Origin of the sequence: Rossellomorea marisflavi, assembly GCF_009806575.1 — a bacterium.
GTDB lineage: Bacteria > Bacillota > Bacilli > Bacillales > Bacillaceae_B > Rossellomorea > Rossellomorea marisflavi_A.
Genome location: NZ_CP047095.1, coordinates 1794509 through 1806577 on the forward strand (window position 1 = coordinate 1794509; position 12069 = coordinate 1806577).

10 protein-coding genes are annotated in these 12069 nt (G+C 48.6%); 7 read left to right on the top strand and 3 right to left on the bottom strand.

What is annotated here, in order from left to right; genetic code table 11:
• The first annotated feature begins 109 nt into the window (after positions 1 to 109).
• Positions 110 to 565: a pyridoxamine 5'-phosphate oxidase family protein gene (locus tag D5E69_RS09420; RefSeq protein ID WP_048004183.1), complete on the top strand. Its 456-nt coding sequence runs from the start codon at positions 110 to 112 to the stop codon at positions 563 to 565.
• Between the two features lie 24 nt (positions 566 to 589).
• Here D5E69_RS09420 and D5E69_RS09425 read toward each other — a convergent pair whose 3' ends face one another.
• Positions 590 to 1186, bottom strand: a complete 597-nt coding sequence (locus D5E69_RS09425) for a YhcN/YlaJ family sporulation lipoprotein (protein WP_048004182.1) — start codon at positions 1184 to 1186, stop codon at positions 590 to 592.
• A 174-nt stretch (positions 1187 to 1360) separates the two neighbouring features.
• Here D5E69_RS09425 and D5E69_RS09430 point away from each other — a divergent pair, with 174 nt between their 5' ends.
• Complete coding sequence (locus tag D5E69_RS09430; RefSeq protein WP_048004181.1) at positions 1361 to 2689, top strand: PhoH family protein; 1329 nt, start codon at positions 1361 to 1363, stop codon at positions 2687 to 2689.
• 60 nt (positions 2690 to 2749) lie between these two features.
• On the opposite strand, the gene D5E69_RS09435 is transcribed toward D5E69_RS09430, so the two are convergent.
• Entirely contained in the window at positions 2750 to 3247 is a 498-nt protein-coding gene (locus D5E69_RS09435) for a hypothetical protein (RefSeq protein WP_048004180.1), read from the bottom strand.
• A gap of 124 nt (positions 3248 to 3371) precedes the next feature.
• Between D5E69_RS09435 and glsA the strand changes: the two genes are divergently transcribed.
• From glsA to pyc, 4 genes are all read left to right on the top strand, one after another.
• Positions 3372 to 4295 carry a glutaminase A gene (gene glsA / locus D5E69_RS09440; protein WP_159129593.1) on the top strand — a complete coding sequence of 308 codons (924 nt, stop codon included), beginning with the start codon at positions 3372 to 3374 and terminating at the stop codon, positions 4293 to 4295.
• Positions 4296 to 4447: 152 nt separating this feature from the next.
• The gene (locus D5E69_RS09445) at positions 4448 to 4717 is read left to right on the top strand and encodes an Fpa/YlaN family protein (RefSeq protein ID WP_285806125.1); all 270 of its coding nucleotides are present in this window, start codon (positions 4448 to 4450) and stop codon (positions 4715 to 4717) included.
• A gap of 97 nt (positions 4718 to 4814) precedes the next feature.
• The gene (ftsW, locus tag D5E69_RS09450; RefSeq protein ID WP_048004177.1) at positions 4815 to 6026 is read left to right on the top strand and encodes a putative lipid II flippase FtsW; all 1212 of its coding nucleotides are present in this window, start codon (positions 4815 to 4817) and stop codon (positions 6024 to 6026) included.
• A gap of 165 nt (positions 6027 to 6191) precedes the next feature.
• A complete protein-coding gene (gene pyc / locus D5E69_RS09455; RefSeq protein WP_048004176.1) occupies positions 6192 to 9635 on the top strand; it encodes a pyruvate carboxylase in 3444 nt (1147 codons plus the stop codon).
• Between the two features lie 49 nt (positions 9636 to 9684).
• Here pyc and D5E69_RS09460 read toward each other — a convergent pair whose 3' ends face one another.
• Positions 9685 to 10590, bottom strand: a complete 906-nt coding sequence (locus tag D5E69_RS09460; RefSeq protein WP_048004175.1) for a COX15/CtaA family protein — start codon at positions 10588 to 10590, stop codon at positions 9685 to 9687.
• A 480-nt stretch (positions 10591 to 11070) separates the two neighbouring features.
• Between D5E69_RS09460 and cyoE the strand changes: the two genes are divergently transcribed.
• Entirely contained in the window at positions 11071 to 11979 is a 909-nt protein-coding gene (gene cyoE / locus D5E69_RS09465; RefSeq protein ID WP_048004174.1) for a heme o synthase, read from the top strand.
• Positions 11980 to 12069 lie beyond the last annotated feature (90 nt).

Here is a 12069-nt window from a genome sequence, read left to right on the forward strand (position 1 = left end):
GCGTCGGTTCATAAAGATGAGGAAAATAAATACATGCAACAGGATGGGAGCTCTGCTATACTGAAAGTGTAAGATTCTGAAGGTACAGTAGAGAGTCTAGGGGGATTGGATGGCAAACCAGGTAGAACATTCGCTTTTTCCCGATTTATATGAGTGTTTTCAGTCAGAAAGATTCGTCACGCTGTCCACGGTTGATTTTGAAACCGGCGGACCGAATGTCAGTGCGATTTCATGGATCTATGCAAAGGATGAAACATCTCTTCTGCTTGCGGTGGACCAAAAATCTCGGATCCTTCAGAACATTGCTCAAAACCCGCTGACAGTAGTCAACGTCATTGCAAACGAGTCGACTTATTCGATTTCAGGGGAATCGGCTGTCCTTATGCCGCGCCTTGAAGGAGTCCCGCTGAAGGTATCGCTCATCAGACTGGCGATCCGGGAAGTGAGGGACGTGATGTTCTATGGCTCCAAAATCTCTGTAGAACCCGTTTATGAAAAAACATATGATAAATCCGCGGCAGAAAGATTGGACCGCCAAGTGTTAGAAGCCATGAAAAAGGCATAGTGCCCCTTCATGGCTTCTTTTTGTTCAATCGATTTTGTCGTAGGATTGCTTTTCTTGTTCCTTCTTCAGCTCCCGATCATTGGACCTGTTCATATCCCCTTTAGGGTTTTCGGGACCATTTTCGGGATCTGTATCCTTGAGGGACTTCGGTACTTCGGGCATCAGTCTCCCCGATATATCGGATAGTTCATTGAAGATCCCTTGAAGTGGCCGTCCGTTTTGTACATCCTTGCTGATTTCTTGCAGTCGGGCATACAGATCGGGGTCGGCCACGATCACAGCCTGTGCTCCGTATGGATCTTCCTGAAGGGCTTCAGCTACGGAGTATTTGATTGTGCCAACCTGAGACCTTTCAACATTGGCACCAACATCGATGCCTACAAAGGCATATTTCCCGATGACGACAGCAGTGGCATCATGGACATTGGGGATCGATGTACTCAGGTTGACCAGGTGTTCGGAAATCTGTTGACCGGACTTTCGTTCCACCCGCTTGGGGATGTTGCTGTCATTTACGGTGATCGGCTGATTGCCGGAACGCTCACCCTGAGCCTCATCTGTATTGCGGGCACAAGCCGTGATGAAGGTGAGGGCCAAAAGGAGCAGGATGAATCTGTTCATATACAAACCTCCCTGATTAGGATCATTCTTTCTCCTTATTGTGTAATGTTCTTCTATCTTTATACGCTCGTACATATATTTGAGAAACGGGCCGTCCTATTAGGTAGCTGGAATGACCGGAAGTCGAGAGGCTACATACAATAGTGTTAAGAATAAGGAGCAGGAGGCATCGATTTGAATAAAATTTATGTACTGGATACCAATGTCTTATTACAAGATCCACAGGCCATCTTTTCCTTCCAGGATAATGAGGTCGTCATCCCAGCCGTTGTACTCGAAGAAGTGGATTCGAAGAAGCGTTATATGGATGAAGTCGGAAGAAACGCAAGACATGTATCGAAACTCATAGATCAACTTCGGCAAGACGGAAAGCTCCATGAAAAAATCCCTCTCTATACAGGCGGCTCAATCAGGATCGAATTGAATCACCGGTCCTTCCAGCAGCTTCAAGATATTTTTGTAGAAAAAACAAATGATAACAGGATCATAGCCGTGGCGAAAAACCTTTCCCTCGAAGAAGAAGCGAAAACCGATGGGAAGACGGTCATACTCGTCAGTAAAGATACCCTGGTCAGGGTGAAAGCCGATGCGATCGGATTGATTGCGGAGGATTTCCTCAGTGACCGGGTGGTGGAAGTGAACGATGTGTACACCGGTTTTGAAGAGGTGTATGTTGACAAAGAGGTGTTGGATCGTTATTACGAGAAGGGGGAGCTTTCACTGACGGATGTCAGTGGCCACAGATTGTATCCCCACGAATTCATCATTTTGAAAGATGCTCTCGGGAGTTCCGCTTCAGCACTCGGAAGGGTGGATCAGCAAGGACAGAAGCTGAGGAAGCTCGTATACGATCAGGAGCATATGTGGGGGATCAAGGCGAGGAATGTGCAGCAGCTTATGGCGACGGAATTGCTCCTGAGGGATGACATTTCCCTGGTTACGATGATCGGGAAGGCCGGTACGGGGAAGACGCTGCTCGCACTTGCTGCCGGATTGCTTCAGACAGAGGACTTCCATAAATTCAATAAGCTCTTAGTGGCACGTCCCATCGTGCCGGTAGGAAAGGACATCGGCTATCTGCCGGGTGAAAAACAGGAGAAGTTGAGGCCGTGGATGCAGCCGATCTTCGACAATCTCGAATACCTGTTCAATGTCAAAAAGCCCGGGGAACTGGATGATATCCTTGCGGGCATGGCATCCATTGAAGTGGAAGCCCTCACCTATATACGCGGCCGGAGCATCCCGGACCAATTCATCATCATTGATGAGGCACAGAATTTGACGAAACATGAAGTCAAAACGATCCTCACAAGGGTGGGGGAGAGGAGCAAGATCGTGTTGATGGGAGATCCCGCTCAGATCGATCATCCATATCTGGATGAATACAATAACGGGCTGACGTATGTGGTGGAGAAGTTCAAGGATCAGCAGATCGCCGGTCATGTCAGGCTGATGAAGGGTGAACGATCGGGTCTTGCCCAGCTTGCGGCAGACCTTCTATAACAGAATTTATACAAAAGACGGCCTCGTGGGGAGTAACCCTCGAGGCCGTCTTTGTATGTTCTATTCGATCCGGAATGCCTTGACCGATGTGATGGGCTCCGTTTGATTGGATCCGTCGCCGTAATAGGCATGGACCGGGCCGTTTTCCTTAAGGGGCTTTCCATTCAACGAAAAGCCGAGGATAAGATCACGGGCTTCTGGTAAGGACAGCGTATGTTCCCCCTCGTCCGTCTCGATGACAACCGTTGCAGCGTCAGCGTGAGGCTCTGCATTTTTCAGGAATGGGGCGAACGGGATGCCGAACGTTCCCGTCAAGACCTTTTCCTTTTCATATTTCTTTTCCGTCTTCAGTGTAGGAGGATAGGTTGCACCTTCCTGGATTTCCCTAGACCAGTGGCGGGATACGGCTTTCGTATATTCTTCAAGTTCATCTATCGCTTCTGTCGTGCGTGAGAAATAGGTCGTCAGATCCACTTTTCGATCGTCGAAGATCCAGACGCCTGCATCTAATGTGATGGGAAACGTAACATTCCCCTTGATTGGTACGATGGTTTCCATGAATGATCTCCCCTTCTGGATGATACCTAAAGTATACAGGTAGAAAACCTATTTGTCACATGGATTGGAAGTGTTTTCAATGCGGGGTTTGGGGAATGATAATGAATACTTAGGAGGAGATACGATGTCTCAGGCACAAAGAATCCTTGAAGAACTCATTCGGAAGGCTGCGCCTTTTACAAAAGAAGGACGGGTCGCCCATTATATTCCTGCATTGAATGAGCAGGATCCGGATGATCTGGCGATTTCCATCCACTTTCTCGACGGAAGGACATGTCATGCAGGATCACATATGAAGAAATTCACCCTGCAAAGTGTATCCAAGGTCATCACACTGGCTTTGGTCTTGATGGACTGCGGGCAGGAAGAGGTGTTTTCCAAGGTGGGGATGGAGCCTACGGGCGACCCGTTCAACTCGATTGCAAAGCTCGAAACAAACAAGCCTTCGAAACCTCTCAACCCGATGATCAATGCCGGTGCACTGGCGGTGACCTCCATGATCAAGGGAGGGACATGCAGTGAAAAGTGGGACCGACTCATTGCCTTCATCAATCATATGACGGGGGATGACGTAACGTATAATCCGGAGGTGGCACAATCAGAGCTCGAGACCGCCGATCTCAACAGGGCCCTCTGTTACTTTATGAAGCAGCACGGGGTGATCGATATCGATGTGGAGGAGCTCCTCGATCTCTATACGAAGCAATGTGCAGTTGAAATGAGCTGCATGGATCTGGCGAGGATCGGGGCAGTCTTTGCCAATGACGGGGTGGAGCCGGGATCGGGCCGGCGCATCATCACGAAGGATACGGCAAGGATCTGCAAGACCTTCATGGTGACGTGCGGAATGTATAATCGCTCCGGGGAATTTGCGATCAAAGTCGGCATACCGGCCAAAAGCGGTGTTTCCGGAGGGATAATGGGATCGGTACCAGGTAAATGCGGGGTCGGTCTCTTCGGTCCGAGTCTTGATGACGTAGGGAACAGCGTTGCGGGTGTGAAAATCCTTGAGATGCTGAGCTCTCAATATTCCTGGAGTATTTTCTGATCCACTGATCTATTCGCTCCATTCATTCATATGATTGTCATAGACTGGCGTCACAATCTCTTATTTCTCTTGCATTTTGCCTTGTTTAACGATAAAATTTTAAGACAGAATGTTATTTGTTCGGAATGGGGTGGACGACTGTGGCGTCAGAAATGACCATCAATCATAGAGAAAAGGCATACGAGCTATTGAAGGCCGATGCAGATAAAATATTGCAACTGATCAAAGTTCAAATGGACAACTTAACGATGCCTCAATGTCCTTTGTACGAAGAAGTATTGGACACGCAGATGTTCGGCCTGTCCCGTGAAATCGAATTCGCGGTCCGTCTGGGACTTGTGGATGATGGTGACGGCAAAGAGTTAATTGATTCTTTGGAAAGGGAACTTTCTGCCCTTCATGAAGCATCGACAAAAAAGTAAAATAGACATGACAACTCAAACAATACCTCATACTGTTGTTTGAGTTTTTTTGTTAAGTGATATACATAAAGATCTGGATGATAAAGGATTGAAAGCTATGTTCAAAAAAATATTGAAATCATATGACTACTCACTGATCGGGGTCTATCTGATGCTGTGCATTTTCGGACTTGTGATGGTGTACAGCTCCAGCATGGTCGTTGCTGTGGAAAAGTTCGGTATGGAAAGTGATTATTTTTATAAGAAGCAGCTGGTGAATCTTGTCATCAGCTTTGTGGCTTTCCTGGTTGCTGCCTGGTTCCCATACAAGGCGTTTAAGATCGGGAAGGTCCTGAAGACCCTCATGCTTCTGGTCATCGCCCTTCTTATATCCGTGCATTTCTTCGGAAGCGTCGTGAATAACGCGAAAAGCTGGATCGACCTCGGGGTCATGAGGATCCAGCCTTCGGAATTCGCAAAGCTTGCGGTCATCATCTATCTCGGATCCGTCTACTCGAAGAAGCAGGCATACATAAACGATCTCAACAGGGGACTGGCACCGCCCCTTGTATTCCTTGGATTCATCTGCTTCATCGTTTTCCTCGAGCCCGACTTCGGTACCGCGGCGATCATCTTCCTCATCGGGCTGATCGTGATACTCTGTTCCGGGATCAACCATAAGACGTTCTTCAAGCTAGCCGGGATGGCAGCTGCGTTGGTAGTGATCGTCTCACCGATCATCTACCTTGCCAGGGGACATATCTTCACAGAGGTGAGGATGAACAGGATCAATGCCTACCTTTCCCCGTTCCAGGATGCACAGGGGATCGGGTACCAGCTCGTTAATTCCTACCTTGCCATCGGTTCGGGAGGGGTCAAAGGACTCGGCCTCGGTCAGAGTGTCCAGAAGCTCGGATACATCCCTGAGCCCCAGACGGATTTCATCATGGCGATCATTGCCGAGGAACTGGGCATCTTTGGAGTGGCATTTGTGATTCTCGGACTTGCCTATCTGGTCCTCAGGGGGATCTATATCGGAGTCAAATGCCAGGATCCTTTTGGCACGATGATTGCCATCGGGATCTCCAGCATGATCGGCATCCAGGCTTTCATCAATCTTGGAGGGGTGTCGGGACTCATTCCGATCACAGGTGTCCCGCTTCCGTTCATCAGCTATGGGGGCTCATCCCTTCTCGTACTGTCCCTTTCACTGGGAGTACTGGTGAACGTCGCGATGTTCAATCGTTATGAAGAAAAATATAAAACAAAGAAGGAAAATGACATTCCTTCGGAGAATATGTCTAATAATCGGAATTTTTATAAGATGTAAATGTAGAAAAATGCGGTTTTTCTCATTGAATGCCAATTCATTCATGCGTTGAACATGATTGCTTTGTCTAGGGTCTGCCCCCTAAGATGCTTCTTTCGGGTCAGCCCTTTTTTCATAGAATGATAGATGAAGACATCAACCATGAAGAGCAAAAGGAGAGATTGTATGAAGAAGATTCAAAAAGTATTAGTAGCCAACCGTGGAGAAATTGCCATCCGGGTCTTTCGTGCATGTACCGAGCTGAATATCCGTACTGTCGCCGTGTACAGTAAAGAAGATTCCGGCTCCTATCATCGCTATAAAGCGGATGAAGCCTATCTTGTGGGGGAAGGGAAGAAGCCGATCGACGCCTATCTTGATATCGAGGATATCATCAGGATCGCCAAGACGGCAGACGTGGATGCCATCCATCCCGGCTACGGGTTCTTATCCGAAAACATACATTTTGCCAGGAGATGCGAGGAAGAAGGCATCATCTTCGTTGGACCGCACACCAAACATCTTGATATGTTCGGAGACAAGGTCAAAGCCCGCCAGCAGGCAGTAGAAGCCAATATCCCCGTCATCCCGGGTACCGACGGACCCGTCCAATCCCTCGAGGAAGTCATCAGCTTCGGGAAGGATAACGGATTCCCGATCATCATCAAAGCTTCCTTGGGCGGTGGCGGACGCGGAATGCGGATCGTACGGAATCTCGAAAGCCTGAAAGAGGCTTACGAGCGTGCTAAATCCGAAGCGAAAGCAGCATTCGGGAACGATGAGATCTATGTTGAGAAGTTCGTTGAAAAGCCGAAGCACATCGAAGTCCAAATCCTAGGGGATGAAGACGGGAACATCGTGCATCTTTATGAACGGGACTGCTCGATTCAAAGAAGGCACCAAAAGGTCGTCGAGGTGGCACCATCGGTTTCCCTTGGAGATGACCTCAGGGAAGAGATCTGTGAGGCAGCGGTAAGATTGATGAAGAACGTCGACTATGTGAATGCAGGGACGGTCGAGTTCCTCGTGGCAGACGGACGTTTTTATTTCATCGAGGTCAATCCACGGGTACAGGTCGAGCATACGATCACCGAAATGGTGACGGGTGTCGATATCGTCCAATCACAGCTCCTCATTGCAGAAGGGCACCCCCTTCATGGAAGCAAACTCGGCATTCCTGAGCAAGAAGATGTGAGGACGAACGGATTTGCGATTCAATCCCGTGTGACGACAGAGGACCCACTGAATCAATTCATGCCCGATACCGGTAAGATCATGGCCTATCGCTCGGGAGGAGGTTTCGGTGTCAGGCTCGATGCAGGGAACGGCTTCCAGGGTGCGGTCATCACGCCGTATTACGATTCGCTCCTTGTAAAGCTGTCAACGTGGGCGCTCACGTTCGAACAGGCTGCAAGCAAGATGGTGAGGAACCTACAGGAATTCAGGATCCGGGGAATTAAGACCAATATTCCGTTCCTTGAGAATGTGGTGAAACACGAAAACTTCGTCACAGGGAAGTATGATACATCATTCATCGATACGACGCCTGAGCTTTTCCTATTCCCGAAACGGAAGGACAGGGGTACGAAGATGCTCACCTACATCGGGAATGTCACGATCAACGGATTCCCCGGCGTAGAGAAGAGGAAAAAACCGGTCTTCACCAAACCGCGCATTCCTTCTTTGCAGAATCCGGTTGCGGAAAAGGCAAGGGGAACGAAGCAGATCCTTGATGAGAAAGGTGCGGAAGGTCTTGTGGAGTGGGTGAAGGAGCAGAAGTCGGTCCTTCTAACCGACACGACCTTCCGTGATGCCCATCAATCGCTTCTCGCGACCCGCGTGAGGACGACGGACCTGAAGGCCATTGCGGAGCCGACGGCAGAATTGCTGCCGGATCTCTTCTCCTATGAAATGTGGGGAGGTGCCACATTTGATGTTGCCTATCGATTCTTGAAGGAAGACCCGTGGGACAGGCTCCTGACCTTGAGGGAGCGGATTCCGAATGTCCTCTTCCAGATGCTTCTGAGAGCATCCAACGCAGTCGGCTACAAAAACTATCCGGATAATGTCATCCGGGAGTTTGTAGAAAAGTCAGCGTATGCAGGTATCGATGTGTTCAGGATCTTTGACAGCCTCAACTGGGTCAAAGGAATGGAAGTCGCCATCGATGCCGTGCGCCAGAGCGGAAAGATCGCAGAAGCTGCCATCTGTTATACAGGTGACATAGAAGACGAAACACGTGCCAAATATAATATCGATTATTACAAAGAGATCGCCAAGGAATTGGAAGCAAGCGGTGCCCATATGCTGGCGATCAAAGATATGGCGGGTCTCCTCAAGCCTCAGTCAGCTTATCGTCTGATCTCAGAGCTTAAGAGCACGGTTGACTTGCCTATCCATCTCCATACACATGACACAAGCGGGAACGGGATCTACACGTATGCAAAAGCCGTTGAAGCTGGAGTGGACATCGTCGATACAGCTCTCAGCACAATGTCGGGCCTGACCTCCCAGCCTAGTGCCAACACGCTCTATTACGCGTTGAAGGGTACGGAGCGGGAGCCACAGGTGGACATCCAATCCCTTGAGACACTCTCTCATTATTGGGAGGATGTGCGTAAATATTACACTGACTTCGAAAGCGGGATGATGTCACCTCATTCGGAAGTCTACAAGCACGAAATGCCGGGCGGGCAATACAGCAATCTGCAGCAGCAGGCGAAGGCTGTCGGGCTCGGCGACCGCTGGGAAGAAGTAAAGGACATGTATGCGAGGGTGAACCAGCTGTTCGGTGATATCGTCAAAGTGACCCCTTCTTCTAAAGTGGTGGGGGATATGGCCCTCTTCATGGTACAGAATGAACTGGACGAGGAGACGGTACTCGAGAGAGGGGAAAAGATCGATTTCCCTGATTCAGTCATCGAACTTTTCGAAGGCTACCTTGGTCAGCCTCACGGGGGCTTCCCGGAGGAACTTCAACGAGTCATCCTCAAAGGCCGTACACCGATCACGGTCCGTCCTGGTGAACTTCTGGATGATGTCGATTTCAACGCTCTTAAAGAAAAGCTGTTTGAAGATCTGAAACGTCCGGTCACAAGCTTTGATGCCCTTGGATATGCCCTTTATCCGAAAGTCTTTATGGAATACGCGGGTATGGTGGATCAATTCGGCGATATTTCCGTCCTTGATACGCCGACCTTCCTGTTCGGCATGAGGCTCGGAGAGGAAATAGAAGTTGAGATCGAAACAGGGAAGACGCTGATCGTCAAGTTGGTCTCAATCGGTCAGGCTCAGGCAGATGGTACCAGGGTCGTTTACTTCGAACTCAACGGCCAGCCGCGTGAAGTGGTGATCAGGGATGAAAGCATTAAATCCACCGTTGCCGTCAAAATGAAGGCCGATCCCAAGAAGGAATCGCATCTCGGTGCATCTATGCCGGGAACCGTCATCAAAGTTATTTCTGAAAAAGGGGAGAAGGTCCAAAAAGGCGATCACCTCATGATTACAGAAGCAATGAAGATGGAAACAACGGTTCAAGCACCATTCGCTGGAACGGTGAAAGAAATCTACGTTTCTAACGGAGATGCCATTTCTCCTGGTGATCTATTGATTGAAGTAGAAAAATCCTGATAGCAAAAAAAGATTCCGGTCCATGGAGGACCGGAATCTTTTTCTGTTTTTACTGACGTTTCTTGCTTCTCGATCCAAGCATGATCAAATAGCAGAGAAGTCCGAACAAGCAGGAGATGATAAGGGCGTGCAGGAGAGCAACTGCCAGGTTCAATCTGGTCAACACGACCAAAGCGCCAGTCGTTGCCTGCAGGGTCACGAGGATCAATGCGATGATCCAGCCCCAATACACTACTTTTTGCTGTTTGTATTTTTTTACGGCCAGGATCGTGACGTATGCAATCCAGACAAAAACGAGGGCGGCAGCTGTACGATGCCCCATTTGAATCCACTCGTACATATTGGTCGGCAGCCCGATGCTTGAATTCACGCAGAATGGCCAATCCTTACATACGAGGCTCGATTCGGTGTGGCGGACGAGGGCCCCGGTGTAGACGACCAGATACGTATAGATTGTTACCCCGATTGTGTGCCGCCTCATCCGCTTATCGATGATTACCTTGTCCGCTTCGAACTTTTGATCCACTTCAAAAATCAGCAGGGTCAAGAGCAATACGGAAGCGAATGAAATGAGCGATATGCCGAAGTGGATGGCGAGGACGAAATCCGACTGTCCCCATTTAACCGCCGCAGCGCCGATCAATCCTTGAAGGACAAGGAAGAAGAAGGATAGGACAGCCAAAAACTTTGTTTCACGCTTATGTCCGATCGCCTTCCATGACCAGATGGACAGGGCAAGGAGCAGGAGTCCGACTCCACCGGAAACGACCCTATGCGCAAGCTCGATGACGAGCTCGATGGTGATATTATCAGGAATCAATTGTCCATGGCAAAGCGGCCATGAACGACCGCAGCCCATTCCAGAGCCGGTTTTCGTCACGAGTGCACCGCCCAGTAGGACAAATAACATACCGAGACTTGTAAGAACAGCAAGCCATTTTAAACCTTTATGCAAGTTCTTCACCTTCTTAACTGATAGAATGCACATATGATCAGTATTGTAGTAAAATATATGCCTCTTCGATGATACCGGACCAGGCGTGAAAACTCAATAAATAAGATGTTACAGAATTTCGAGCAATTATCGACATTTTTCCAACGAAAGCTCAATTGGTCTTTACATGCAGAAAGAGAAGGGAACCGGTAGTAGTTTTATCCTAATTGCTAGAATATTAAAATCTGTAAGCGCTTATCATATATTTATGGTATGATTGTCAAAGACCCGTCCTAACTTATTTTCTTCACAATTTCTTCACATTATTGGATAAATTTCTTCCAAAAACGGAAATATATATGGTTTAATATTATATTGATAGCGTCTTTCCGGTTAGACGAGTCGTTTTTTGTAAACGATTTAATTGTAGGAATATGTCAAACATATCCTTTGTTATGGCGGTCGGGATCCGGCCCTCATGCGTTGGGGAGGAGGAAGTAAATGAGCAACAGTCGAACGATGACGGATGCCATGGGGGAGACTGCGTCCTCTGTATGGAAGGATTTCCTTTCGTTGATTAAAATTGGGATCGTCAATTCCAATCTGATAACCACCTTTACCGGTATGTGGCTCGCCTTTTACTTTTCAGGTGCCCATTTTCTTCAATCCTTGGATATCATTTTCCTCACCCTTGCAGGGTCCTCTTTCATCATTGCCGGTTCATGTGCGGTGAATAATGTATACGACCGGGATATCGATCACGTGATGGACCGTACAAAGGGGAGGCCGACTGTAACCGGGAAGATCAATGCCGGTAAGGCGCTTTCCATAGGCCTGTTCATGATCTTACTCGGGACCATCATGTTATTCATGACGACCATCACGGCCGGCGTCATCGGACTTGTAGGAGTGATCAGCTATGTTCTCCTCTATACGATGTGGTCGAAACGGAGATACGTCAGCAACACCATTGTGGGAAGCATCTCCGGAGCCGTCCCTCCGTTAATCGGATGGGCAGCAGTGGACGGTGGCTTGAGCACCACAGCTTGGGTGCTTTTCCTCCTCGTGTTCATCTGGCAGCCCCCACATTTTTATGCGCTCGCCATGAAACGGGTTGAAGAATACCGTGCCGCCAACATTCCGATGCTTCCTGTCGTCAAGGGCTTCAACGTCACAAAGCATCATATCGTCTGGTGGGTGGCGGCACTTCTTCCGCTTCCATTCTTCCTGATCGATCTGGGACTTCCGTTCTTCATCCTTGCGACGGCATTCAATATCGGATGGCTGGCTCTCGGACTTGCGGGATATAAGATGAAGGATGAAATCAAATGGTCGCGCCTCATGTTTGTTTATTCACTGAACTACCTGACCATCTTGTTTGTAGCGATGGTGATTGTCACCGTCGTTTAGCATAGGAATTCTTTCTTAAAAGAAATCCAAATAGATCTTTTTTTAAGTCCTTGTTTTACTCAAGAGTCTATTTTACGAAAGAGGGGTTTG

What these genes read in the sequence shown, in the direction of transcription:
- D5E69_RS09420 (WP_048004183.1), top strand. Translation starts at nt 110, where the DNA reads ATGGCAAACCAGGTAGAACATTCGCTTTTTCCCGATTTATATGAGTGT.
- D5E69_RS09425 (WP_048004182.1), bottom strand. Translation starts at nt 1,186, where the DNA reads ATGAACAGATTCATCCTGCTCCTTTTGGCCCTCACCTTCATCACGGCT.
- D5E69_RS09435 (WP_048004180.1), bottom strand. Translation starts at nt 3,247, where the DNA reads ATGGAAACCATCGTACCAATCAAGGGGAATGTTACGTTTCCCATCACA.
- glsA (WP_159129593.1), top strand. Translation starts at nt 3,372, where the DNA reads ATGTCTCAGGCACAAAGAATCCTTGAAGAACTCATTCGGAAGGCTGCG.
- D5E69_RS09445 (WP_285806125.1), top strand. Translation starts at nt 4,448, where the DNA reads ATGACCATCAATCATAGAGAAAAGGCATACGAGCTATTGAAGGCCGAT.
- ftsW (WP_048004177.1), top strand. Translation starts at nt 4,815, where the DNA reads ATGTTCAAAAAAATATTGAAATCATATGACTACTCACTGATCGGGGTC.
- pyc (WP_048004176.1), top strand. Translation starts at nt 6,192, where the DNA reads ATGAAGAAGATTCAAAAAGTATTAGTAGCCAACCGTGGAGAAATTGCC.
- cyoE (WP_048004174.1), top strand. Translation starts at nt 11,071, where the DNA reads ATGAGCAACAGTCGAACGATGACGGATGCCATGGGGGAGACTGCGTCC.